This window comes from Enterobacter sp. 168J2 (genome assembly GCF_034107265.1).
Classification (GTDB): Bacteria; Pseudomonadota; Gammaproteobacteria; order Enterobacterales; family Enterobacteriaceae; genus Enterobacter; species Enterobacter nematophilus.
The window spans coordinates 66,938-90,784 of the sequence record NZ_JAWNEB010000002.1 but is presented as its reverse complement, the minus strand read 5'-3'; the positions used below and the strand labels follow the sequence as shown (position 1 = coordinate 90,784).

At 56.9% G+C, this 23,847-nt stretch carries 22 protein-coding genes; 14 read left to right on the top strand and 8 right to left on the bottom strand.

The annotated features are described in order from the left end of the window. Positions 1 to 50: 50 nt before the first annotated feature. Positions 51 to 692: a peptide-methionine (S)-S-oxide reductase MsrA gene (gene msrA, locus USG84_RS08525; RefSeq protein WP_061099445.1), complete on the top strand. Its 642-nt coding sequence runs from the start codon at positions 51 to 53 to the stop codon at positions 690 to 692. Here msrA and USG84_RS08520 read toward each other — a convergent pair whose 3' ends face one another. Next, positions 693 to 1,751 carry a LacI family DNA-binding transcriptional regulator gene (locus tag USG84_RS08520; RefSeq protein WP_253540456.1) on the bottom strand — a complete coding sequence of 353 codons (1,059 nt, stop codon included), beginning with the start codon at positions 1,749 to 1,751 and terminating at the stop codon, positions 693 to 695. It lies immediately after the preceding gene. Between the two features lie 193 nt (positions 1,752 to 1,944). On the opposite strand from USG84_RS08520, the gene USG84_RS08515 reads away from it, so the two are divergent. From USG84_RS08515 to USG84_RS08490, 6 genes are all read left to right on the top strand, one after another. Beyond that, the gene (locus USG84_RS08515; RefSeq protein ID WP_253540454.1) at positions 1,945 to 3,096 is read left to right on the top strand and encodes a Gfo/Idh/MocA family protein; all 1,152 of its coding nucleotides are present in this window, start codon (positions 1,945 to 1,947) and stop codon (positions 3,094 to 3,096) included. A 15-nt stretch (positions 3,097 to 3,111) separates the two neighbouring features. Then, positions 3,112 to 4,296 carry a Gfo/Idh/MocA family protein gene (locus USG84_RS08510; RefSeq protein ID WP_253540452.1) on the top strand — a complete coding sequence of 395 codons (1,185 nt, stop codon included), beginning with the start codon at positions 3,112 to 3,114 and terminating at the stop codon, positions 4,294 to 4,296. After that, positions 4,293 to 5,360, top strand: coding sequence for a Gfo/Idh/MocA family protein (locus tag USG84_RS08505; RefSeq protein ID WP_061099449.1), 1,068 nt, complete (start codon positions 4,293 to 4,295; stop codon positions 5,358 to 5,360). Before USG84_RS08510 ends, USG84_RS08505 begins: the two co-directional genes overlap by 4 nt. A 12-nt stretch (positions 5,361 to 5,372) precedes the next feature. Then, positions 5,373 to 6,395: a Gfo/Idh/MocA family protein gene (locus tag USG84_RS08500; protein WP_253540450.1), complete on the top strand. Its 1,023-nt coding sequence runs from the start codon at positions 5,373 to 5,375 to the stop codon at positions 6,393 to 6,395. Positions 6,396 to 6,474: 79 nt separating this feature from the next. Further along, positions 6,475 to 8,022, top strand: a complete 1,548-nt coding sequence (locus tag USG84_RS08495; protein WP_151413006.1) for an MFS transporter — start codon at positions 6,475 to 6,477, stop codon at positions 8,020 to 8,022. Between the two features lie 196 nt (positions 8,023 to 8,218). Then, positions 8,219 to 9,556, top strand: a complete 1,338-nt coding sequence (locus USG84_RS08490; protein ID WP_028015283.1) for a hemolysin family protein — start codon at positions 8,219 to 8,221, stop codon at positions 9,554 to 9,556. A gap of 75 nt (positions 9,557 to 9,631) precedes the next feature. On the opposite strand, the gene USG84_RS08485 is transcribed toward USG84_RS08490, so the two are convergent. Then, positions 9,632 to 9,838, bottom strand: coding sequence for a DUF1107 domain-containing protein (locus tag USG84_RS08485; protein WP_008501430.1), 207 nt, complete (start codon positions 9,836 to 9,838; stop codon positions 9,632 to 9,634). A 324-nt stretch (positions 9,839 to 10,162) separates the two neighbouring features. Between USG84_RS08485 and USG84_RS08480 the strand changes: the two genes are divergently transcribed. Continuing rightward, positions 10,163 to 10,720 (top strand): YtfJ family protein, encoded by a 558-nt coding sequence (locus USG84_RS08480; protein WP_063154911.1) that lies wholly within the window; start codon positions 10,163 to 10,165, stop codon positions 10,718 to 10,720. On the opposite strand, the gene cysQ is transcribed toward USG84_RS08480, so the two are convergent. Continuing rightward, the gene (cysQ, locus tag USG84_RS08475; protein ID WP_151413005.1) at positions 10,714 to 11,454 is read right to left on the bottom strand and encodes a 3'(2'),5'-bisphosphate nucleotidase CysQ; all 741 of its coding nucleotides are present in this window, start codon (positions 11,452 to 11,454) and stop codon (positions 10,714 to 10,716) included. The genes USG84_RS08480 and cysQ overlap by 7 nt on opposite strands. Before the next feature lie 190 nt (positions 11,455 to 11,644). On the opposite strand from cysQ, the gene USG84_RS08470 reads away from it, so the two are divergent. Then, positions 11,645 to 13,588 carry a bifunctional 2',3'-cyclic-nucleotide 2'-phosphodiesterase/3'-nucleotidase gene (locus USG84_RS08470; protein ID WP_253540447.1) on the top strand — a complete coding sequence of 648 codons (1,944 nt, stop codon included), beginning with the start codon at positions 11,645 to 11,647 and terminating at the stop codon, positions 13,586 to 13,588. Between the two features lie 40 nt (positions 13,589 to 13,628). Here the strand turns inward: USG84_RS08470 and USG84_RS08465 are convergent, their stop codons facing one another. Beyond that, positions 13,629 to 14,015 carry a winged helix-turn-helix transcriptional regulator gene (locus USG84_RS08465; protein ID WP_151413004.1) on the bottom strand — a complete coding sequence of 129 codons (387 nt, stop codon included), beginning with the start codon at positions 14,013 to 14,015 and terminating at the stop codon, positions 13,629 to 13,631. Positions 14,016 to 14,099: 84 nt separating this feature from the next. Between USG84_RS08465 and USG84_RS08460 the strand changes: the two genes are divergently transcribed. The 3 genes from USG84_RS08460 to USG84_RS08450 all read left to right on the top strand — a co-directional run bounded on the left by USG84_RS08460 (position 14,100) and on the right by USG84_RS08450 (position 16,895). After that, positions 14,100 to 14,948 carry an SDR family oxidoreductase gene (locus tag USG84_RS08460; RefSeq protein ID WP_151413003.1) on the top strand — a complete coding sequence of 283 codons (849 nt, stop codon included), beginning with the start codon at positions 14,100 to 14,102 and terminating at the stop codon, positions 14,946 to 14,948. A gap of 81 nt (positions 14,949 to 15,029) precedes the next feature. Then, positions 15,030 to 15,854, top strand: coding sequence for an AraC family transcriptional regulator (locus tag USG84_RS08455; RefSeq protein WP_151413002.1), 825 nt, complete (start codon positions 15,030 to 15,032; stop codon positions 15,852 to 15,854). Between the two features lie 75 nt (positions 15,855 to 15,929). Then, positions 15,930 to 16,895 (top strand): DMT family transporter, encoded by a 966-nt coding sequence (locus USG84_RS08450; RefSeq protein WP_320738238.1) that lies wholly within the window; start codon positions 15,930 to 15,932, stop codon positions 16,893 to 16,895. 39 nt (positions 16,896 to 16,934) lie between these two features. Here USG84_RS08450 and USG84_RS08445 read toward each other — a convergent pair whose 3' ends face one another. Next, complete coding sequence (locus USG84_RS08445) at positions 16,935 to 18,584, bottom strand: methyl-accepting chemotaxis protein (protein WP_253540441.1); 1,650 nt, start codon at positions 18,582 to 18,584, stop codon at positions 16,935 to 16,937. Between the two features lie 244 nt (positions 18,585 to 18,828). Here USG84_RS08445 and ytfE point away from each other — a divergent pair, with 244 nt between their 5' ends. After that, complete coding sequence (gene ytfE, locus USG84_RS08440; protein ID WP_061099460.1) at positions 18,829 to 19,491, top strand: iron-sulfur cluster repair protein YtfE; 663 nt, start codon at positions 18,829 to 18,831, stop codon at positions 19,489 to 19,491. An 87-nt stretch (positions 19,492 to 19,578) separates the two neighbouring features. On the opposite strand, the gene cycA is transcribed toward ytfE, so the two are convergent. Next, on the bottom strand, positions 19,579 to 20,988 hold the full coding sequence (gene cycA / locus USG84_RS08435; protein ID WP_151413000.1) for a D-serine/D-alanine/glycine transporter: 1,410 nt from the start codon (positions 20,986 to 20,988) through the stop codon (positions 19,579 to 19,581). Between the two features lie 311 nt (positions 20,989 to 21,299). After that, positions 21,300 to 21,920, bottom strand: a complete 621-nt coding sequence (fklB, locus tag USG84_RS08430; protein ID WP_008502892.1) for an FKBP-type peptidyl-prolyl cis-trans isomerase — start codon at positions 21,918 to 21,920, stop codon at positions 21,300 to 21,302. 233 nt (positions 21,921 to 22,153) lie between these two features. On the opposite strand from fklB, the gene USG84_RS08425 reads away from it, so the two are divergent. Further along, a complete protein-coding gene (locus USG84_RS08425) occupies positions 22,154 to 22,798 on the top strand; it encodes an OapA family protein (protein ID WP_163330679.1) in 645 nt (214 codons plus the stop codon). A 46-nt stretch (positions 22,799 to 22,844) separates the two neighbouring features. Here the strand turns inward: USG84_RS08425 and USG84_RS08420 are convergent, their stop codons facing one another. Beyond that, the gene (locus USG84_RS08420) at positions 22,845 to 23,774 is read right to left on the bottom strand and encodes a DMT family transporter (RefSeq protein ID WP_151412999.1); all 930 of its coding nucleotides are present in this window, start codon (positions 23,772 to 23,774) and stop codon (positions 22,845 to 22,847) included. Between the last annotated feature and the right edge of the window lie 73 nt (positions 23,775 to 23,847).

The following is a 23,847-nucleotide window of genomic DNA, read 5'->3' as shown; positions in this document are numbered from 1 at the left end:
ACGCTTCGTGACAACCTTAACCGAAACATCGCACCCCGGGAGGCCCCACCGTGAGTTTATTCGACAAAAAGCATCTGGTTTCACAAGCTGATGCATTACCGGGACGCAACACCCCTATGCCTGTGGCAACCTTACACGCCGTCAATAACCATTCAATGACCAACGTTCCTGATGGAATGGAAATCGCCCTGTTTGCCATGGGCTGCTTCTGGGGCGTTGAGCGCCTCTTCTGGCAGCTGCCCGGCGTTTACAGCACCGCGGCCGGCTACACGGGCGGTTACACGCCGAATCCAACCTACCGCGAAGTCTGCTCCGGCGAAACCGGTCATGCAGAAGCGGTCCGCGTGGTGTACGACCCTGCGGTCATTAGCTACGAACAGCTCCTGCAGGTCTTCTGGGAAAACCACGACCCGGCGCAGGGCATGCGTCAGGGCAACGACCACGGCACGCAGTACCGCTCGGCGATTTATCCGCTCACGCCTGAGCAGGATGCCGCCGCCCGCGCCAGCCTTGAGCGTTTCCAGCAGGCCATGCGTGAGGCGGGCGACACGCGCGACGTGACGACTGAAATCACTACCGCAAAACCGTTCTACTACGCCGAGGACGATCACCAGCAGTACCTGCACAAAAACCCGTACGGCTACTGCGGTATCGGGGGCATCGGCGTCTGCCTGCCGCCACAGCTGGCCTGATCAGCGCTCCAGCGCCACGCGAGCCGCGTGGCGCGTCGCGTTGCTGACCGAACCGTAATCCATCACCTTTCCCTGTAGCAGCAGGTTAAAGACCGGCGCCTGCGGTCGGTTGAGCCGCGTTTGCAGCAGGTGTACGGCTTCAATCCCCAGCTCGCGACAGGGCACCGTCACGCCCGTGACCGGTTTTTCCAGACGGTGCGCCAGGTTCCATGCAAAATCGGTCGTAATGAGCGAAATGTCTTCCGGAATGCGCAGGCCGTGGCGGGTTAACGCCCTGATCACCCCTTCCACCATGCTGGTACTGTTCGGGAAAATGACCTCCGGCCACTGGGATCTGTCATGACTCATCAGCCACGCGTCCAGCGCCCGCTCGGCCTCCTCTGCGGTAAACCACTCCGTCACCAGCAAATCGCGCTGGGGATCAAAAGCCACGTGAAAATGGCGGTACGCCTCTTTGATGCCGTCCAGACGTGCATACAGCGTTTCTCGCCGCAGGCAGGTGAGGGTTAATACTCGCCGGTGTCCCTGCTCAAAAAGATACTGCATGGCGGTGAAGCCAATCGCCCGGTGGTCGGGTGAGACGGCATCCAGCTCCCGATCCCGGTCAACGGAATTAATTAATACGCAGGGCTTATTCAGCGTGCTGGCGAGTTTAAATATGGTGGAATCATCAGTCCCAATAATAATTATCGCGTTAATATTCTTCTGACTGGCCTTTTCCATAAATAATTTCACATCGGCGTGCTGCTCTTCTAATCCACAGCAGCTGACCCACACGTTGTGCCGCGCGCAGGCTTCCGCAATCCCTTTCGTCACCTCCAGATAAAAAATATCCCCGCGTCCCTGAAAGGTTCTTTCTGGCGCAAAAACAGCGATTCCGTTAATTAATAGTCTGCCGCTCGCCATGGACTCCAGAACGCCTAATTCTCTGGCGGTGCGAACGATCGCCTCCCGGGCTTTATCGCTGGTATACGATTTGCCGCTTAATACCCGCGACACAGTACTGACGGAATAGCCCGTCAGAGCCGCAATTTCCTCCATTTTTAACCTGCCGGGCATAGTGTGACCTCGCTCTCATTCAGTTTTTGCAAATATTTGCAGAAACAGCCTTTTGATTTTAAAACTAAATTTCAGAAAGCCTGGAGATTACTTAATCACCTTGCGAGTATTCTCACAAAAACACATTGTCGCTGCGGCTCGCCTTTCCTATTTTCCGGTCATCACTTCTTTTCAACAGAAATTAAGGTGTGACATGGAGAAGGTACGTTTTGGCATTATTGGAATAGGTAATATCGGTACGGTCCACGCACGCTATTTGCTGGCGGGTACGGTCAACGACGCCTGCCTGGCGGCGGTTTGCGATAATGCCGTCGAAAAGCACCCGGCGATTCGCCAGCTGGTCGGCACCCTCCCGTTATTCAGCGACGCGCAGGAGATGCTCCAGAGCGGGCTTATCGACGCGGTAATTGTCGCCACGCCGCACTACGAGCATCCGCGCCTGTCGATGCTGGCGATGCGCAACGGCATCCACACCCTGTGTGAAAAACCGGCGGGCGTATACACGGCGCAGGTGCAGGAGATGAACGCCTGCGCACGTGAGTGCGACGTGGTGTTTGGCATCATGTACAACCAGCGCCCCAACCCGCTTTACCAGAAGGTGAAAGATCTTATCGACAGCGGCGAGCTGGGTGAGATCCGCCGCTCCAACTGGATCATCACCAACTGGTATCGCTCGCAAAGCTACTACAACTCCGGCGGCTGGCGCGCCACCTGGAAAGGGGAAGGCGGCGGCGTGCTGCTCAACCAGGACCCGCATCAGCTCGATCTCTGGCAGTGGCTGGTGGGGATGCCGGTCCGCCTGCGGGCGTTCTGCCAGTTCGGCAAGCATCGCGATATCGAAGTGGAAGACGAGGTCACCGCCTACGCGGAGTATGCCAACGGCGCGACCGGCGTGTTTATCACCACCGTGGCGGAAACGCCCGGAACCAACCGGCTGGAAATCGTCGGCGACCGCGGCAAGGTGGTCGTCGAAGAGGGCAAGCTGCGCTACTGGCGGCTGCGCGAATCCGAAACCGCCTTCAACGCCCGCTGGCAAAACGGCTTTGGTGAACCCGAATGCTGGGAGGTGACGCTCCCCGTCGCCCCGGAATGCAGCGAACACCACGTCATTACCGCCAACTTTGCTGCCGCCATCCTGCGCGGTGAAACGCTGATTGCGCCGGGTCTGGAAGGGATCCGCGGGCTGACGCTCTCCAACGCCATGCACCTCTCCACCTGGACAGACGACTGGGTCGACCTGCCGCTCAACGAGAAACAGTATCTGCGCCTGCTTCAACAGCGTATCAGCACCTCAGTGGCTAAAGAGACCGCCAGCATCACGCTGGACGCCTCTGGCACCTGGTAACTTCGGAGATAAACGATGTTAAATGTCGCCATCGTGGGAACAGGGAATATCTCGCATAACCATATTCAGGGCTATTTGCAGTTTGGCCAGCGCTGCCGGATCGTCGCGCTGGTCGATATCTACCCGGAAAAAGCCCACGAGAAAAAAGCGCGCTACGGCCTGACGGACGCCCGCGTGTATGCAAGCCACCAGCAGATGCTGGCGTCAGAGACGGATATCGACATTGTCGACGTCTGCACCCCACCCTACGTCCATGCAGAGATCGGCATTGATGCCCTGAACGCGGGGTGCCACGTGCTGTGCGAAAAACCGATGGCCGCCTCGCTGGAGGAGTGCGACGCGATGATCGCCGCACAGCAGGCCAGCGGCAAGACCCTCTCCATCATTGCCCAGAACCGCTTTACCGATGCCTTCTGGCGCTTAAAAGCCGCGCTGGACTCGGGGCTCGCAGGTAAGGTTTGCTACGCGCAGGTGGATTCGCTCTGGTGGCGCGGGCACTGCTACTACGACCTGTGGTGGCGCGGCACCTGGGAAAAAGAGGGCGGCGGCTGCACGCTTAACCACGCGGTACACCATATCGACGCTATGCAGTGGATGCTCGGCTTCCCGTCCGAGGTGGTGGCGATGATGACCAACGTGGCGCACGACAACGCCGAAGTGGAAGACCTCAGCGCGGCAATTTTCAAATATCCCGGCGGCGCGCTCGCGCAGCTTACCGCCTCGGTCGTGCACCACGGCGAAGATCAGAAAATTATTATTCAGGGCGATAAGGCGCGCATCTCCGCGCCGTGGCAGGCCTTTGCCAGCGTCAGCGCCGATAACGGCTTCCCGCAGGAAACTAACGACCAGCAGCGAGAAGCGCAGCTCAACGCCGTTTTTCAGGACACGCCGAAGCTCGAGTGGACGCTGCACGCCGGGCAGATTAACGACCTGCTTTATGCCATCGAGCACGACACGGCGCCGCTAGTGGATGGGCTACAGGGCAAACGCTCGCTGGAGCTGATCGCCGCGATTTATAAATCCGCCATTACGCGCAGCTTCGTCACGCTGCCGATTCAGCGCGACGACCCGTTTTACCGTACCGGCGGAATCAACGCCGTCGCCCCCCGTTTTTATGAGAAATCCGCAAGCGTCGCCAACTTCAGCGAAGTGGGCGCTATCCCTCTGGGCAAAGATCTGGATCGAGGAGTGTCAGCATGAACAAGAATGACGGAATGAACTATGCGCCTGTCGGCAAACCCCAGCCGGTGGTTCGCGAGGGGGAATTTGTGTTTGCCGCCGCCGCGCTCGACCACGGCCATATCTACGGGATGTGTAACGGCCTGATTGAAGCCGGGGCCACGCTGAAGTGGGTGTACGACCCCGACCCGGCGAAAGTGGATAAATTCCTTCAGCAGTATCCGCAGGCCAAAGCGGCGGACTCGCTGGACGCGATCCTTAACGACGATGAGGTGCGTCTGGTGGCGGGAGCCGCCATCCCGTCCGAGCGCTGCGCGCTGGGGCTGAAAGCGATGGCGGCGGGCAAGGACTACTTCACGGATAAAGCGCCGCTCACCACCCTTGACCAGCTGGCCGACGCCAAAGCGATGGTGGAGAAAACCGGGAAGAAATACGCGGTGTACTACAGCGAACGCCTGCACGTCGAGAGCGCGGTGTTTGCCGGACAGCTGGTGCAGCAGGGCGCGATTGGCCGCGTGGTGCAAACCCTCGGAACCGGCCCGCACCGGGAAGGCACCGGTCGCCCGGACTGGTTCTACGATCGTCGTTACTTCGGCGGCATTCTGTGCGATATCGGCAGCCACCAGATTGAGCAGTTCCTGTTTTACACCGGAAACAGCGAGGCCTCCGTGGTGGCAAGCCAGGTTCGCAACGTTAAACACCCGCAGTACCCGGCATTTGAAGATTTTGGCGATGCCATGCTGAAAGGGGAAAACGGCGCCAGCGGCTATTTCCGCTGCGACTGGTTTACACCGGACGGGCTTTCTACCTGGGGCGACGGTCGCCTGACGCTGCTCGGCACCGAAGGCTATATCGAAATCCGTAAATATGTCGATCTCACCCGCGGCGAGCAGGATGTGGTTTACCTCGTCAATAAAGAGGGGGAATTCCGTTATCCGGTGGCCGGGCAGGTCGGCTTCCCGTTCTTTGGCGAGCTGATCCTCGACTGCCTGCACCGAACCGAAAACGCCATGACGCAGGCGCACGCCTTCAAGGCGGCGGAGCTCTGCGTGAAGGCACAGATGCTGGCCAACGCGACGGCATAACGGGAGGTAACGATGACGATCCTGAATACGGCGGTTATCGGCGCCGGCGCGATCCACGGCTGCCATGTGAACGCCTTACGCCAGATCCCCAACGTCGCGCTGCGCGCGCTGGTAGACATCGACAGCGTCAAAGGACTAAAGCTGGCGATGGATTACCAGTGCCGCTTTTATCAGGATTACCGGGAAATGCTGCTGGACGATGCCATCGACGTGGTCCATATCTGCACGCCGCATTTCGAACATAAGCGCATGATCCTGGACGCGCTCTCTGCCGGGAAGCATGTGTTCTGCGAAAAACCGGTAGGGATGAACAGCAGCGAGCTCGACGATATCGCCCGCGCCGTTGAGCAGGCTCCGGGCCTGCTTGGCGTTTGCTATCAGAACCGGCTCAACCCCAGCAGCCTGCGCATCCGGCAGGCGCTGAGCGATGGCGAACTTGGGAAGATGCTCAGTATGAAAGCGGTGCTGACGTGGTCACGCTCGGGGGCGTACTACACCGAAAGCCCGTGGCGCGGGCGGCTGGCAACGGAAGGCGGCAGCCTGCTGATCAACCAGGCGATCCATACCCTTGACCTGATGCAGTGGTTCGCCGGCGGCGTGACGCGCCTGAAAGGCGTGGTGGATAGCGGTGAGCTGGCGGACGTCACCGAAGGAGAAGACAGCGCGATGGCAACGCTGCACTTTACCAACGGCGCGCGCGGCCTGTTTTATGCCAGCAACTGCAATACCGTGGATTCCCCTCTCTGGCTGGAAATCCACTGCGAACGGGGCTCGCTGTTATTGAATAACAACGTGCTCTGGCGCATTACCCCCGGCGATCGTCGCAGGCTGGTGAGCGATGACTCCCCTGACGGCTCGGTCAAAAGCTACTGGGGGCTGGGACATCAGCAGGCAATCCGCCGGTTTTATCACGCCATTAATCACTCGGGAGAAACGGACTACACCGATATCCATTCTGCCGGAAAATCACTCACGATTGTGGAGGCTCTCTATCGCTCATCTCAATTAAGACAATGGATAGATATCAATAACTAGAACGTAATGTGTCGTCCAGCAGTAAATAAAAATACGACCTGAAAAACAGGTTAATCATTACCCTACACTGGATATTATTATGGTCAAACCAACTGAACGTAGAGTTGGTTATGGCGTAGCGCTTGGCTACGGCATAACCGATCTGTTTGGCGGAGGCGCTTTCGCCATTATCGGCACCTGGCTGCTATTTTTTTACACCACCTATTGCGGGCTCTCGGTTATTGAAGCGGGTTCGATATTCGCGATTGCCCGCGTCATTGATGCACTCTTAAGCCCGATTATGGGCTATATCACCGATAATTTCGGCAATACGTGGCTCGGCCGTAAATTTGGCCGTCGCCGCTTCTTTTTATTACTCAGCTCCCCATTAATGTTTTTGTATGCCCTGCTGTGGCTAACGGATATGGGCTACTGGTATTACCTGGGAACCTATCTCTCGATTGAACTGCTGTCGGCGATGGTGCTGGTGCCCTGGGAGACGCTGGCGGCGGAAATGACCAACCGCTATGAAGAGCGTAGCCGCCTCTCCGGCGTGCGTATGATCTGCTCCCAGCTGGGCGGTTTCCTTGCGGTTTCCGTCCCCGGCGTGATCATGCAGTTCACGGGGAAAGATAATCCGTTTACCTATACCCTTACCGGGCTGATATTTTCCTGCGTATTTTGCATCGCGGTATTTATTACCTGGTACACCACCTGGGAAGCCAAAGATGTGCAGCAGGAGTCCGATTTTAAAGTGGATAACCAGCGCAGCAGCGGGATGCTTAATCATCTGAAATATCTGGTACTGGATCTCTTTTCCTCATTCCGCATTCGCGCGTTCCGCCTGCACATTATTATTTATATCTTTTCGTTTACGGCGATGGACGTATTCGGGTCGGTGTTTACCTATTATGTCGTGTACTGTCTGAGCCAGGATGCGGCTGCGGTATCCGGCTGGTTGAGCATTGCGGCCTTCGCCTCGGTACCCGGCACGTACGGGTTTATGCTGCTGCTGAACCGGCTGAATGTTACCCCTTCGGCCGCTCTGCGCCTCTCCTACGGCTGTATTTTCTGCGTGCTGGTATTCCTGTTTACGGTCTACCTGACCAAAACGCAGGTGCCGACGCTGCTGTTCTCGGCGGTCTTTATTCTGCTGGGGGCCGCCCGTTCCGGGCTCTACTATATTCCGTGGAATATTTATAGCTTCATTCCGGATATCGACGAGATGGTGACGCAGCAGCGCCGCGAAGGCATTTTTGCCGGCGTGATGGTCCTGACCCGCAAAAGCACCGTGGCGATTGCCATCATGATTATTGGCCTGGTGCTGCAGGAGTCCGGCTTCGTGAAGGGCAGCGGCGCACAGCCAGAAAGCGCGCTGGGGGCAATTATCGGCCTGATGATCTTCGCGACGGCAGCCCTTCTGGCGGTGAGCTTCTTTACCACCTACAAATTTAAGCTCACCCGCGAAACGCATAAGCTGCTGCTCAAGGAGATCGCTCGCCGGAAATTGGGCGGAGATTACCGCGACTGCGATGCCAATACCCGGCTGATAATCAAGCAGTTAACGGGTTATGAGTATGATCAGGTGTGGGGAGGCGATGCCACGCGAAGGACGGTTGGGAGTGCCCACTTGTCTCCCGTGAAATAGCCTCGCGTACCGGGCAGCGCCCCGCTGTCCGGTCTGTTTTTATGCCAAAAACGTGACCTCTGGCAGATTTACACGCCTTTACGCTATACTACCCGCTGAAATAATCGGCTCAACGCTACGAGCTGACGTTCTACGTGTTTTCACACAAATGGTATCAACTCCCCTTCTGAGGATCTGGCGAGAAGCCGGATAAACTATGTTAAACAGTATTTTAGTAATACTTTGTCTTATTGCCGTCAGTGCATTTTTCTCGATATCTGAGATCTCGCTGGCCGCGTCCCGCAAAATCAAACTTAAGCTGCTTGCCGACGAGGGCAACATCAATGCCACCCGCATCCTGAAAATGCAGGAAAACCCCGGCATGTTCTTCACCGTGGTGCAGATTGGCCTTAACGCGGTCGCCATTCTCGGCGGTATCGTGGGCGATGCGGCCTTTTCTCCGGCGTTTTATAGCCTCTTTGTGAAGTACATGTCCGCTGAGCTTGCCGAACAGCTGAGCTTTATTCTCTCCTTCTCGCTGGTAACCGGCCTGTTCATCCTCTTTGCAGACCTGACCCCGAAACGCATCGGTATGATTGCGCCAGAAGCTGTGGCTTTGCGTATCATCAACCCGATGCGCTTCTGTCTGTACGTGTTTCGTCCGCTGGTGTGGTTCTTCAACGGCCTGGCGAACGTGATTTTCCGCATCTTTAAGCTGCCAATGGTGCGTAAAGACGACATCACCTCTGACGATATCTATGCGGTGGTGGAAGCCGGCGCGCTGGCCGGGGTGCTGCGCAAGCAGGAACACGAGCTGATTGAGAACGTATTTGAACTGGAATCCCGTACCGTGCCCTCTTCCATGACGGGCCGAGAAAACATTATCTGGTTCGATTTACATGAAGATGAGCAGAGCCTGAAGAACAAAGTGGCGCAGCATCCGCACTCCAAGTTCCTGGTCTGTAATGAAGATATCGACCACATCATCGGCTACGTCGACTCCAAAGACCTGCTGAACCGCGTGCTGGCAAACCAGAGCCTGGCGCTCAACAGCGGCGTGCAGATCCGCAATACCCTGATTGTGCCGGACACCCTGACGCTCTCCGAAGCGCTGGAAAGTTTCAAAACCGCCGGGGAAGACTTCGCGGTGATCATGAACGAATACGCGCTGGTGGTGGGCATCATCACCCTGAACGACGTCATGACCACGCTGATGGGCGACCTGGTAGGCCAGGGGCTGGAAGAGCAGATAGTTCAGCGTGACGATAATTCATGGCTGATCGACGGCGGTACGCCGATTGAAGACGTCATGCGCGTGCTGGATATCGACGAGTTCCCGCAGTCCGGTAACTATGAAACCATCGGCGGCTTTATGATGTTTATGCTGCGTAAAATCCCGAAACGCACCGACTCGGTGAAGTTCTCCGGCTACAAGTTTGAGGTGGTGGATATTGATAACTACCGCATCGACCAGCTGCTGGTGACGCGTATCGACAACAAGCCGACCGTGCTGGTGCCGAAGCTGCCGGACGCGGAAGAGAAGGTGTCAGCGTAACGTTCCTGCCCCCACAAACATCAACGGCTCCCATCGGGAGCCGTCTTTTTAACTACTTACTGCATAGCACGTTGGTTAAGCCATCTCAGTTTGCAGACGCATAACCTGACGGTTGACTTCGGACATCACAGACAGGTGCTGTTTGTCCTTCACTTTTGGGACAAGGATCTTGCCCTTATCAAACTCAAAAGCGCCAACATCCTTGATGTACAACCGTCCACGGAACAGGATCTTCACGTACTTCGCCACCTGAAGCGGGTTGTAGCGTTGGAAAATTTTCATTCTTGTATCTCCTGCGAATCATACGCTCTTGCGGTGCCACAATCGGCCCGACTGTCCTGAGCGCAAATTTTGATGCCCAATGACTATAGACCAGAACTACGGTGTTACCCAGTGTGCATAAGTTTATTTACCGTTTGATTACAATTATTCAGAATAATCTTTGCAAAGCGTGACAGGGAGCAGTATAAGCCGTCGTTTTTTCATGGATATGTGCGTTCACCCGCAAACTGGCACTGGGATTGCGGGAAAACCATATTGATCGCACTTATGATTAAAAGCGTATGACCAAGTGGTCGGATCACCTGCAAACAATAAGGAAACGCCATGACCCTACGTAACATCCTTGCGGCAGCTTGCCTGCTGCTGCCCCTGTGGGCTTCCGCTCACAGCATTGAAAAAGGACAACGTGTACCGCCAGTCGGCATTGCTGACCGGGGAGAATTGATTCTCGACAATGATAAGTTTAGCTATAAAGCCTGGAATAGCGCGCAGCTCGCGGGCAAAGTGAGAGTTGTACAACATATTGCCGGTCGTACATCCGCAAAAGAGAAGAATGCCAACCTCGTGGAGGCGATCAAGGCCGCAAAATTCCCCCATGACCGCTACCAGACCACTACGATTGTGAACACCGATGACGCCATTCCAGGCTCCGGAATGTTTGTGCGCTCAAGCCTTGAGAGCAACAAAAAGCTCTACCCGTGGTCGCAGTTTATCGTCGACAGCAACGGCGTGACGCGTAAGGCCTGGCAGCTTGAGGAAGAGAGTTCCGCGATTGTCGTGCTGGATAAGGACGGCCGCGTGCAGTGGGTGAAAGACGGGGCGTTAACGCAGGAAGAGGTGCAGCAGGTTGTCGCCCTGCTGCACAAGCTGCTGGCTCAGTAAAGAGAGACGCGGAAGCCGGGGTTGAGGAATGATTCGCGCGGGGTATAGTCCAGCGGCTTGCCCTGCCAGTCATGCACGTGCGCCCCGGCGGCCGCAGCCACGGCGTGACCTGCCGCGGTATCCCAGACGTTGGTTGGCCCAAAGCGCGGATACAGCTGCGCCTGACCTTCCGCCACCAGGCAAAATTTCAGCGACGAGCCAATCGAGGTGGTCTGGTGTTCACCCAGCTGTTGCAGGTATTCCTCCAGCTCGCTGTCGCTGTGCGAGCGGCTAATCACCACCAGCGGCGGACGCGCATCGCGCACCTGGATCTGCTTGCGTACGCCGCACTCCTCTTTCCAGGCCTTGCCTTCTGCGGCGCTGTACATCACGTTCATTACCGGCGCGTAGACTACGCCGAGCACCGCTTTACCGTTCTCAATCAGGGCGATATTGACGGTGAATTCACCGTTGCGCTTGATGAACTCTTTTGTCCCGTCCAGCGGGTCGACCAGCCAGTAACGCTGCCAGTGCTGGCGTTCATCCCAGCTTTGCGGCGCTTCTTCTGACAGTACGGGGATCTCCGGCGTTAAGGCCTGCAGACCCTGCAGGATCACCTTATGCGCGGCGATATCGGCCGCCGTGACCGGGGAGTCGTCCGCCTTGCTGACGACCTCCATCGGTTTTACACCGTCATACACCTGCATGATGGCATCTCCCGCATCCCGTGCGAGCTGACAAATCTTATCTAGCATTTTCCACCTCTTTGTTAACGCAGTGAGGTTAACTCTTTGTTTTAGTTATATCGTAATGTGAACAATTCCGCTATCTGTGAAGCAATTCCGGTTTCAGTGCGCTTTTTTCTGTCAGGATTCACATTTCTGTAAGCAACAAGCGATAGATACATACTCTTTTGTGGAACGGATCGAAAAAAGGACTCCTCTGATGATTAAGTTTAGTGCAACGCTTCTGGCGACGCTGATTGCAGCGAGCGTGCAGGCGGCGACGGTAGATCTGCGTATTCTGGAAACGACCGATCTGCACAGCAATATGATGGACTTCGATTACTACAAAGATACCCCTACGGAAAAATTCGGACTGGTACGCACAGCAAGTTTGATTAACGCCGCGCGCGGTGAAGTCAAAAATAGCGTGCTGGTGGACAACGGCGATCTCATTCAGGGCAGCCCGCTCGGCGATTACATGGCGGCGAAAGGCCTGAAGAAAGGCGAGATCCATCCGGTTTATAAAGCGATGAACACGCTGGATTATGCCGTCGGTAACCTTGGAAACCATGAATTTAACTACGGCCTGAAATACCTGCATGATGCGCTGGACGGCGCGAAATTCCCGTACGTTAACGCCAATATCATCGACGTTAAGACGCAAAAGCCGCTATTTACCCCGTACCTGATTAAAGAGACTGAGGTTGGCGATCGGGACGGTAAAAAGCAGACGCTGAAAATCGGCTATATCGGCTTCGTACCGCCGCAGATCATGACCTGGGATAAAGCCAACCTCGACGGCAAAGTGACCGTTAACGACATTACCGAAACCGCGCGCAAATATGTGCCGGAAATGCGTGCGAAAGGTGCGGATGTCGTTGTCGTGGTGGCTCACTCAGGACTGTCAGCCGACCCGTACCAGGCCATGGCTGAAAACTCCGTTTATTACCTGAGTGAAGTCCCGGGCGTTGACGCGATCCTGTTCGGCCACGCTCACGCCGTTTTCCCGGGCAAAGATTTCGCCGGCATCAAAGGGGCGGATATCGAGAAAGGGACGCTCAACGGCGTGCCGTCCGTGATGCCGGGCATGTGGGGCGACCATCTCGGCGTGGTGGATCTAGTGCTGAATAACGACGGCGGCAGCTGGAAGGTGACGCAGTCAAAAGCCGAAGCGCGCCCGATTTACGACGCGGCGGCTAAAAAATCCCTGGCTGGTGAAGATAAAAAGCTGGTCGACGTGCTGAAGCACGACCATGACGCCACCCGCGAATTCGTCAGCAAGCCGATCGGCAAATCCGCCGACAATATGTACAGCTTCCTGGCGCTGGTTCAGGACGATCCGACCGTCCAGGTGGTCAATATGGCGCAGAAAGCCTATGCCGAACACTTTGTTCAGGGCGATCCGGATCTGGCCAAACTGCCGGTGCTGTCTGCCGCGGCGCCATTCAAAGTGGGCGGACGCAAGAATGACCCGGCAAGCTACGTTGAGGTCGAAAAAGGCCAGCTGACCTTCCGTAACGCCGCCGATCTCTACCTCTACCCGAATACCCTGGTGGTGGTTAAAGCCACGGGGAAAGAGGTGAAGGAGTGGCTGGAGTGCTCCGCCGGGCAGTTTAACCAGATCGATCCGAAGAGCAGTAAACCGCAGTCGCTGATTAACTGGGACGGCTTCCGCACCTACAACTTCGACGTGATCGACGGCGTGAATTACCAGATTGACGTCACCCAGCCGGCGAAATATGACGGCGAGTGCCAGGCCATTAACCCGCAGGCGGAGCGCATTAAAAACCTGACCTTCAACGGCAAAGCGATCGATCCGAATGCCAATTTCCTGGTGGTGACCAATAACTATCGCGCCTACGGCGGTAAGTTCGCCGGTACGGGCGATAGCCACATCGCTTTTGCGTCACCGGACGAAAACCGCTCCGTACTGGCGGCGTGGATCGGCGCGGAGTCGAAGAAGGCGGGCGAAATTCACCCGGCGGTGGACAACAACTGGCGTCTTGCGCCAATTCACAGCGAGACGAAACTGGATATCCGCTTTGAAACGTCACCGTCCGCTAAGGCAGCCGCGTTTATTAAGGATAAGGCGCAGTACCCGATGAAGAAGGTTGCGACGGATGATATTGGGTTCGCGATTTATCAGGTGGATTTAAGCAGGTAGCGATGATTGTGCCGGGTAAGGCGAAACCGCCACCCGGCTTTTACGCCGCCCGCTCTTCCCGATTCGCCATCACCTTCGGCGTATTGACCTCAATCCAGTCCGCCAGCTCGGCGACTTTCTCACTCACCTCAACACCCATCGGCGTCAGGCTATACTCGACGTGCGGCGGTACGACCGGATACGACACGCGGTCGACAAACCCGTCCTGCTCCAGCGCCTGAAGCGACTGGGACAGCATCTTTTCGCTTACCCCACCCATTTTACGGCGCAGATCGCTGAAGCGGTGCGTTCCCTCCCGCAGGGCCAGCAGAATCAGTACCCCCCAGCGGCTGGTCACGTGCTTGAGCACCTCCCGTGAGGGGCACTGTTCCGCGAAAAGATTGCCATCGCGCATTTGTTCGCTGAGCGTCGGTATCGTTGTTTTCATACTTACCTTTTTGTACGTACTTACTAAAAGTTAGCTATGGTGATAGTGTGCCACAACACCAGACAAACACGAAGGAGATTCATCATGATCGCGATTACCGGCGCTACCGGCCAGCTTGGCCATTTCGTTATCGAGCAGCTGTTAAAAACCGTACCGGCCAGCCAGATTGTGGCCATCGTGCGTAACCCGGCGAAAGCTGAAGCGTTGAGCCAGCAGGGCATTATGGTTCGTCAGGCGGACTACACCGACCAGGCGGCGTTCACTGCCGCGCTGAACGGCGTGGATAAACTGCTGCTGATCTCCTCCAGCGAAGTGGGCCAGCGCGCAACCCAGCACCAGAACGTCATTAACGCCGCCAGGGCGGCAGGCGTGAAATTTATCGCCTACACCAGCCTGCTCCATGCGGACAAATCACCGCTGGGTCTGCACGTTGAACACGTTGCCACTGAAAAAGCGCTGGCGGCGTCCGGCATTCCTTATGCCCTGCTGCGCAACGGCTGGTATACCGAAAACTACCTGGCGAGCACGCCGCCCGCGCTGGAGCACGGCGTATTCATTGGTGCCGCAGGCGAAGGCAAAATTGCCTCTGCGACCCGTGCAGACTATGCCGCGGCGGCCGCCAAAGTTATCGCTGAAGAGGGACATGCGGGCAAGGTATACGAGCTGGCGGGGGATCACGGCTGGACATTGAGTGAACTGGCGGCGGAGCTCAGCAAGCAGAGCGGGAAGCCGGTAACCTATCAGAATCTCAGCGAGGCGGATTTCGCCGCCGCGCTGAAGGGCGTTGGCCTTCCTGCAGGGCTGGCGGATATGCTGGCGGACTCCGACGTGGGCGCGTCCAAAGGCGGCCTGTTTGACGACAGCCGCACCCTGAGCAAGCTGATCGGCCGGCCAACCACGCCGCTGGCGGAGAGCGTCAAAGCCATTCTGTAATTGTTACGGATTGGTTATTTTTTGTGGCATCCCCTCGGGTCATCTCTGATAATGAAGCGATGACCCATGAGGAGGCTCAACGTGCAAGGCGTACCGGAACAGTTCATTGATGAGAGAGACAGCGCGCGCTTTCGCCATCTGGCGCAGCTGCCGGGTCTTGAACTCTATCACGCGCATATCTCTGACTACGCCTTTGAGCCTCACACCCATGAAGCCTTCGGCATAGGCACGATTGAAACCGGCGCCGAACGCTTTCGCTATCGCGGCACCCAGCATCTCGCACCTGAAAAATCCGTTGTGACCATGAACCCGGACGAGATCCATACCGGGGAGTCCGCGACCGAAGACGGCTGGCGCTACCGGATGGTTTACATCGAACCTGACCTGCTGGAAGAGGTAACCGGCCTGCGCCACTGGTGGTTCAGCGACGTAACCCGCTATGACCCGCTGCGCTCGCAGCAGATCGGCCAGCTGATTTACGGCCTGTGGCATACGGACGATCCGCTGGCGCAAAAAGGCTTATTGTTGGATCTGATTGAGACCTTTCAGCCGCTAGCCCATCACGCGCCGGTGGTTCAGGAAGGCGCACACCGGTTCGAACGCGTGCGCGAGTATCTGCACGACAACTATATGCGCGCCCTGACGCTGGACGAGCTGGCGAACGTTGCCTCCCTCAGCCCGTACCATTTCCAGCGCCAGTTCAAAGCCCATTTCCACGTTACGCCGCACCAGATGCTGATGGCCATCCGCCTGTGGCGCGCCAAAGCGTTCCTCACCCACGGCATGCCCGCCGCCGAAGTCGCCGCCGCAACGGGGCTGACCGACCAGTCTCATTTAACCCGCGCGTTTACCCGCCGCTACGGCATTACTCCCGTTCGCTACCAGAAGCAGGTCACCCGGCGCTAATGAGCAATCTCATACAATACGCGCCTGTTTGCCCCTCCTACACTGACTGCAACGTGAATCACTCTGGATGGAAAAATGATTAGCGGCGTGTTGTATGCCCTGCTTGCGGGTTTAATGTGGGGGCTGATCTTTGTCGGCCCTCTGATCGTGCCGGAATACCCGGCGATATTGCAGTCGACCGGACGTTATCTGGCGCTGGGGCTGATTGCCCTTCCTCTGGCATGGCTGGGCCGCACGCGCTTGCGCCAGCTCAGCCGTCAGGACTGGGGCACCGCGCTGGCGCTGACCATGATGGGCAATCTCATCTATTACGTTTGTCTGGCAAGCGCCATTCAGCGTACCGGCGCGCCGGTCTCTACCATGATTATCGGCACGCTGCCGGTGGTCATCCCCATCTTCGCGAATCTGCTCTATAGCCACCGGGACGGCAAGCTGGCGTGGTCAAAAATGGTGCCCGCCCTGGCCTGCACCGCAGTGGGGCTGGTGTGCGTCAATATCGCCGAGCTGCGCCACGGGCTGGGCGATTTCAGCTTATGGCATTACGGTTCGGGGATCGTTTTAGCGTTCATCTCGGTGGCGTGCTGGGCCTGGTACGCCCTGCGCAATGCGCGCTGGCTGCGGGAAAACCCGGACAAGCACCCGATGATGTGGGCGACGGCGCAGGCGCTGGTCACCTTGCCCGTTTCACTGGTGGGGTATATCGGCGCGTGCGTCTGGTTAGGCCATCAACAGCCAGACTTCGCCCAGCCCTTCGGGCCAAGACCGTGGATATTTATTGGCTTAATGGTTGCGATTGCGGTGCTGTGTTCCTGGGTGGGTGCGCTGTGCTGGAACATTGCCAGCCAGAAGCTGCCGACGGTGATTTTAGGGCCGCTGATTGTCTTCGAAACCCTGGCCGGGCTGCTGTATACCTTCCTGATGCGCCAGAGCGTGCCGCCTTTGCTAACGGCCTGTGGGATTGCGCTGCTGGTCATTGGGGTGGTGATGGCGGTGAGGGCGAAGCCGGAAAAACCGAGGGTCGTTCCGGCGTCGGAGATGTGATTTTTGCCGGGTGGCGGCTACGCCTTACCCGGCATGTTGTTAAAACGTTTCCCAGTTCGCTTCAGCTACGGTCGCAGCAGGCTGCGCTTTTGGCACATAGGTTTTCACCGGCGCCGCTTTAACCGCCTGGCTGCGGGCGATTTTAAACACCGCCACCGCTTCGTTCAGGCGTGCCGCCTGATCTTCCAGCGCCGCCGCCGCGGCCGCAGACTCCTCCACCAGCGAGGCGTTCTGCTGGGTCACGCGGTCCATCTCGGCCACCGCCTGACCTACCTGGTCGATACCGCGGCTCTGCTCGTCAGAGGCAGAGGCAATTTCGCCCATGATGTCGGTCACGCGGGTAACCGCGTTAACGATTTCCGCCATCGTCGCGCCCGCTTCGTTCACCAGCTGCGAGCCGGCGTTCACGCGCTCGCCGGAATCATCGATCAGCGCTTTGATCTCTTTCGCCGCCTGGGCGCTGCGCTGGGCAAGCGTTCGTACTTCCCCTGCGACTACCGCAAAGCCACGACCCTGTTCGCCCGCGCGCGCCGCTTCCACCGCCGCGTTCAGCGCCAGAATGTTGGTCTGGAAGGCAATGCCGTCGATCACGTTGGTAATTTGCGCGATTTTGCTGGAACTCGTCGCGATTTCATCCATCGTACGCACCACGCCTTCCACCACGTTGCCGCCCTTCTTCGCGGTTGAGGAGGCATCCAGCGCCAGACGAGACGCCTGACGCGCGTTATCGGCGTTCTGCTTCACGGTTGCCGTCAGCTGTTCCATGCTGGCTGCCGTTTCTTCCAGAGACGCGGCCTGCTGCTCGGTACGGGAAGAGAGGTCGTTACTCCCGGCAGAAATTTCACCGGCACCGGTGTAGATGGTGTCCGCGCCTTCACGCACTACGCCCACGGTGTTCGCCAGCGAGGTCTGCATCTCCTGAACGTTGCGCGCCAGGATCGCCATTTCGTTCTTACCTTCAGCCTGAATCGGCTGGGTTAAATCCCCCGCCGCGATGGCGCGAATGTGGTTGATCACCTCTTCCAGCGGCAGGAGCAGCACGCGGCGCATGGCGACCCAGCTGGAGATAATCACCACAATCACCAGCAGCATCACCGCAGAGAGGATCCACAGGATGCGCTTGTAGTCGCTTTCGTTATCCTGAATGCCTTTATCGGTAAGCGTCGCCTGCGCTTCGCGCCACTCGCGGTAAACCGCCTGCATCGCGGTCTGTTTCTGCTCCGCGTTCTGCTTGAACATGTCTTCCAGATTGCCCTGGCTCAGCAGGACGTTCATTTGCGTCAGCGTGGAGGAGTAAATGCGGTACTGCTCTTCCAGACGCTTGGCCAGGTTCTCGTCCAGACCCGGCGTATTCGGCAGGGCGTAGTATTTATCGTAATGGACCTGCGCATCGACCAGCAGATTTTTCGCGGTGTTAACCAGCTCGTTCAGCTGCCCACCGTTAATCTGGGAGGCCATGCTGCTTTGCAGGCGCAGCATGCCGCGGTTTAGCGTCACCCGCGCCTGGTTGAGGCTGATCCACGCATCGGTAAACTCCGCCACGTTTTTGCTGGAGAGCTGGGATACGGTGAAGTTGTCTTTATCGTTATTCAGCGCGTTGATAAAGATACCCGCGGAAATCACTTGCATGATGCCGAGCACAAGCAGCACCGAAATAAGAAGAGTAATGACTTTTATACGTTTAAACATACGTTGCCTTTGTTATATGCAGGTTTCTCTGACGAGTATCTATCGGCACGCGCGGCGGGTTGTTTACTGTTTCTCCACCTTTAAAAAGTTTCTAAACCACTTTCCTAAGTCCATTCAGGGAGTTAAACGGGACATTTTTTTGTGATCGGTGTCGCATTTTTCCCCTTCCCTCTAAAGGGTTATAGCGCCACCTTAAAGATGCATTTAATATGCAAGTTATATTCTTAATGACGAGGTAACTGCTATGGCCTTTCGCGACCAACCCCTCGGCGAGCTGGCGCTCTCCATCCCTCGCGCTTCCGCGCTGTTCCGCAAATACGATATGGATTACTGCTGCGGCGGGAAGCAAACCCTGGCGCGAGCGGCCTCTCGCAAGGAACTGGACGTTGAGGCTATCGAAGCGGAGCTGGCACTTCTGGCCGAACAGCCTGTCGACAAAGACTGGCGCACCGCCCCGCTCGCGGAAATCATCGACCATATCATCGTGCGTTACCACGACCGCCACCGTGAACAGCTGCCTGAGCTGATCCTGCAGGCAACGAAAGTTGAGCGCGTACATGCCGACAAGCCTTCCGTACCGCGCGGTCTGGCAAAATACCTGACCATGCTGCACGAAGAGCTTTCCAGCCACATGATGAAAGAAGAGCAGATCCTCTTCCCGATGATTAAACAGGGAATGGGAAGCCAGGCGATGGGGCCTATCAGCGTAATGGAAAGCGAGCACGATGACGCGGGCGAACTGCTGGAGGTGATCAAACATACCACCAACAACGTCACGCCGCCGCCGGAAGCGTGCACCACCTGGAAAGCGATGTACAACGGCATTAACGAGATGATCGACGACCTGATGGAACACATCAGTCTTGAGAATAACGTGCTGTTCCCGCGGGCATTGGCGGGGGCATAAAAAAGGCCGCTGCGGCCTGCAGATGCCCTCACCCTCTGGGAGAGGGTGCAAAAACCAGAAACGGCAACCGAAGTTGCCGTTTTGCTTTTATCTTACGCCAGCCATACGCTTCTTGCCGATAAACAGCCAGCCCAGCCCCAGCGCGATAAACCACAGCGGCGTGACGATCAGCGCCTGACGGGTGTCATCTTCGAGCGTCAGCAGCACCAGCACAAACACGAAGAACGCCATGCACACCCAGCACATCAGCTTACCCAGCGGCATCTTGTAGATCGATTTCTCGTGCAGGTGTGGACGCTGTTTGCGGTACACCAGGTACGAGCACAGGATAATGGTCCAGACGAACATGAACAGGATCGCAGAGACCGTGGTGATCATGGTGAACGCGCCAATCACGCTTGGGTTCACGTAGAGCATCACCACGCCACCCAGCAGGCACATGCAGGAGAAGGTCAGCCCTTTCGCCGGCACCGCACGTTTAGAGAGCTTAGCGAACGCGCTCGGCGCCACGCCCTCCTGCGCCAGACCAAACAGCATACGGCTGGTTGAGAACACGCCGCTGTTCGCAGACGATGCCGCAGAGGTCAGCACTACGAAGTTAATCAGGCTCGCGGCAGCAGGCAGCCCTACCAGCACGAACAGCTCAACGAACGGGCTCTTGCTGGGCACCACGGAGCTCCACGGCGTCACGGACATGATGATGATCAGCGCGAAGACGTAGAACATGATGATGCGCAGCGGAATGGAGTTGATGGCGCGCGGCAAGGATTTCTCCGGATCTTTGGTTTCCGCAGCCGTGGTTCCCACCAGCTCAATCCCCACAAACGCAAACACCGCAATCTGGAAACCGGCAAAGAACCCGCTGATGCCTTTCGGGAACCAGCCGCCGTCGTTCCACAGATGGGTGAAGGACGCCTGAACGCCCGTTGGCGACTGGAAGTGCGTCAGGACCATCACCAGGCCCACCACAATCAGCCCCACGATGGCGACAATCTTGATCATCGCGAACCAGAACTCCATCTCACCGAACATTTTCACGGTGGCGAGGTTGAGGCTCAGCAGCAGAATAATTACCGCCAGCGAGGCGACCCAGTCCGACAGCCCCGGGAACCAGAACTGCGCGTAGGCGGTAATCGCCACGACGTCCGCCATGCCGGTGACCACCCAGCAGAACCAGTAGGTCCAGCCGGTAAAGTAGCCCGCCCACGGGCCGAGCAGGTCAGACGCGAAGTCGCTGAAGGATTTGTATTCGAGGTTCGAGAGCAGCAATTCACCCATTGCGCGCATCACGAAGAAGAGCATAAAACCGATGATCATATAGACGAAAATGATCGACGGCCCGGCAAGACTGATGGTTTTGCCCGACCCCATAAACAGCCCGGTGCCGATGGCACCGCCGATGGCGATAAGCTGTATATGACGGTTTGTGAGATTGCGCCGTAGCGACTGTTCAGACGTCGCCTCTTCTGCAGCGGCGACTTTGACCTGATCTACCATGTAATTTTCCTGTTTATGCCTGTCTGTGTTGTTAAGGCTCTTCTGGCCTTTAAAAACGTCAAATAAATGACGGTCCCTTTGTAAGGGTTTATCGATATTAGGTAAGAATCGGCGGGATGAATACTATGATTTAGATATTATGTTAATAATATGTTGGAAGTGAGTGTCATATCACTCATACAGCGCGAAACAGCTCACAAAAATACACGCAACAGTTTCGTTTGCAAGATAAAATGTTGATTCTGTCGTAACTATAGGTTTTATCACTACTTTCCTCTCCCCGGACGGAGAGAGGAAATAAGAAAAGTCGATTACAGGATTTCCAGCAGCTCGACTTCAAATACCAGAGTGCTGAATGGCGGAATGGACGCGCCGGCGCCACGCTCGCCGTAAGCCAGGTTATGTGGGATGGTCAGTTCCCATTTGGAACCCACTGGCATCAGGGTCAGGGCTTCGATCCAGCCCGCGATAACGCCGTTGACCGGGAATTCAGCCGGTTCGCCGCGCGCCACGGAGCTGTCGAACACGGTTCCGTCGATCAGTTTACCGGTGTAGTGCACGCGAACGTGGTCGGTACGCGCCGGGATAGCGCCGTCGCCCTGGTTGATCACGCGGAACTGAAGGCCAGACTCGGTGCTGTTCACACCTTCGCGCTCGCGGTTCTCTTCCAGATATTTCACGCCTTCGGCGGCCATCTCTTCGAAACGCGCGCGACGCACGGCGTCAGCACGTTCGTGGATTTCACGCAGCGCACGGTGCACAACGTCAACCGGAACGGCAGGCTGTTTACCTTCCAGCGCATCAGCGATACCCGCCACCAGCGCTTCAGGTAACAGACCTTCCAGGCCGGATTCGCTCAGCTGCTGTCCTACCTGCAAGCCGATACCGTAACTTGCCTGCGCTTCGATAGTGTCAAAAGTCGGGGTGGTCATGGGTTTTCCTTCCATCACATTTAAAGTAGCGGGCAGCATATCAGCCATGCCCTTATGGGTAAAACTTTGTCTTAAGTTAAGGTGACAAACCGCGACGAAACAGAAACAATAGAGACAACCAGGATTAATCCCGAACTGATGTCACGGATGTCGGGTTTGCTACGTCGTTCAGGCAGTTAGCGAACTATACTTCGAAGCACAGGATATAAAAGACGCGGAGCAGGAGGAGAGCCATGCCCGGGCGATTTGAACTGAAACCTACCCTGGCGAAAATCTGGCAGGCGCCGGACAATTTTCGCATTATGGACCCGCTGCCTCCTCTGCACCGCAGGGGGATCATCATTGGTGCGCTGATGGTCATCGTGGGCTTCCTGCTTCCATCCGGCGGTGATGATGTCGATACCGCGCCTGTCACCCGCAATGCGCAGCTGGATATTCAGTCGCAAACGCGGCCACAGCCTGACGCGCAGCCTATGCAGACACAGCTGGTAACTCCGTCTAACGATCCTGGCCAGGTCGCGCCGGTTGAACCTGAACCCGTTCAGGATGAACAGCCGCAGGAGCAGGCCGCAGCCCCGTCTGAGCCGCAAACCCAGCAGCCGACCGGCATTGAGCAGCAGTGGCGTTCCTATCGCGTGGAGCCGGGCAAAACCCTGGCACAGCTTTTCCGCGACCATAACCTGCCGCCGACCGACGTGTATGCCATGGCAAAAGTGGAAGGTGCAGGTAAACCGCTGAGCAACTTACAGAACGGCCAGATGGTGCAGATTCGCCAGAACGCCAGCGGGGTGGTCACCGGGCTAACGATTGATACCGGAAATGGGCAGCAGGTGCTGTTTACCCGCCAGCCGGACGGCAGTTTCATCAGAGCACGTTAATGGCACAGGCCGGGTATGGCGAAGCCGCCACCCGGCACTTTTGTTCTCAGGCACTCCGTTTATTCACCCACCAGCTCCCCGAGCAGACCAGCACCAGCGCAATCGCGTATTTGATATCCAGAATGTTTTCGCCGAGGAAAATGGCGGAAAGCACCGTCCCTGCCACAGGAATGACAAAGTTGAACGGGGCAATCATGCTTACCCGGTTCACTTTCAGCAGCGCGCTCCACAGGGCGAACGCCACGGATGAGAGCAGCGTCAGATACCCCAGCACCGCAACGGCCTTCATGCTGTGCACTTCCAGCGTCCCGCCCGTGGCATAACCTCCCGCAACCAGCGCAGCCCCGCCTATCGCCAGCTGCCAGCCTGTCATCACCGTTGGGTCAACGGTCTGGGAAATACGTTTCCCGTAAAGCGTGGCGGCAGAGAGAATAAAGGCAGCCAGCACCACAAAGCCGTCGCCTTTCCAGATAAACTGGAAATCGCTTAACCCGCTGTGGAAGTTCACCAGCATCACCCCGGCAAACCCGAGAATACAGCCCAGCGTTTTGTTATAGCTGAGTTTGTCGTTGTGGTAGATAAAGTGCGCCAGCAGCACGCTGAAGAAAGTCCCGGTGGCATTCATGATTGAGCCGTTTACCCCCGTCGTGTAGGCCAGCCCTATATAGAAGAAAGTGTACTGAATGGTGGTCTGGGTCAGCCCGAGGATCGTGAGCTGTCCAAACTGCGCGGACGTGAGCCTGCCAATCGGCTTGCGCTGGGCCAGCGCAAACAGCAGCAGCAACACACCGGCAAACAGAAAACGGTATCCGGCAAAAACAACTTTGGACGGGATGTCATCGGTCGCTATCTGAAAGAGTTCGTAGCCATTTTTAATGGCCGGGTACGAGCTACCCCAAAGCAGGCAGCAGAGCGTAGCGCAGGCGTAGGCCACATGTCGACGGGCAAAGACGGGCGTGGGCAGAGCGGTATCCATGACAAATCTCATAAATAAAATTGCGTTTCATTTTATTATCAGAGAATGCGTCAGGAATAGCGACCTTACAATA